This window comes from Vibrio sp. 811 (assembly GCF_033339195.1).
Genome location: NZ_JAWOUB010000817.1, coordinates 1 through 546, shown reverse-complemented (window position 1 = coordinate 546; position 546 = coordinate 1). Strand labels below are relative to the sequence as shown.

General features: G+C 48.4%; 1 pseudogene. It reads left to right on the top strand.

Annotated elements, in window-relative coordinates:
• Positions 1 to 546, top strand: a pseudogene (locus R7Q46_RS29565) (oxaloacetate decarboxylase); the annotation flags it as partial.

Genomic DNA, 546 nt, shown 5'->3' with positions numbered 1-546 from the left:
AAATCGGCGGTAGATGTTGGCGCTCATGCGCAAGGCACCCTGTCATACACAACAAGCCCTGTTCACAATACGGATACTTGGGTTGATTTAGCAAAGCGTTTGGAAGATCTCGGTTGTCATTCTCTGTGTATCAAAGACATGTCTGGCTTGCTAAAGCCTTACGAAGCGCAAGAGCTAATCACGCGCATCAAAGCCTCTTGTGATGTACCACTGGCACTCCACTGCCATGCAACCACTGGTCTTTCTACCGCTACGGCAATCAAAGCGGTAGAGGCTGGTATCGACATCCTCGATACGGCTATTTCTTCTATGAGCTGTACTTACGGGCATACTCCGACAGAAACGGTTGTAGCAATGCTGCAAGGTACTGAGCGCGACACCAATCTGAAACTTGATCAACTAGAACCTATTGCAGCCTACTTCCGTGAAGTACGTAAGAAATACGCGAAGTGGGAAGGGCAACTAAAAGGCGTGGATTCCCGTATCCTTATCGCTCAAGTGCCAGGTGGTATGTTGACGAATATGGAAGGTCAGCTAAAAGAGCAA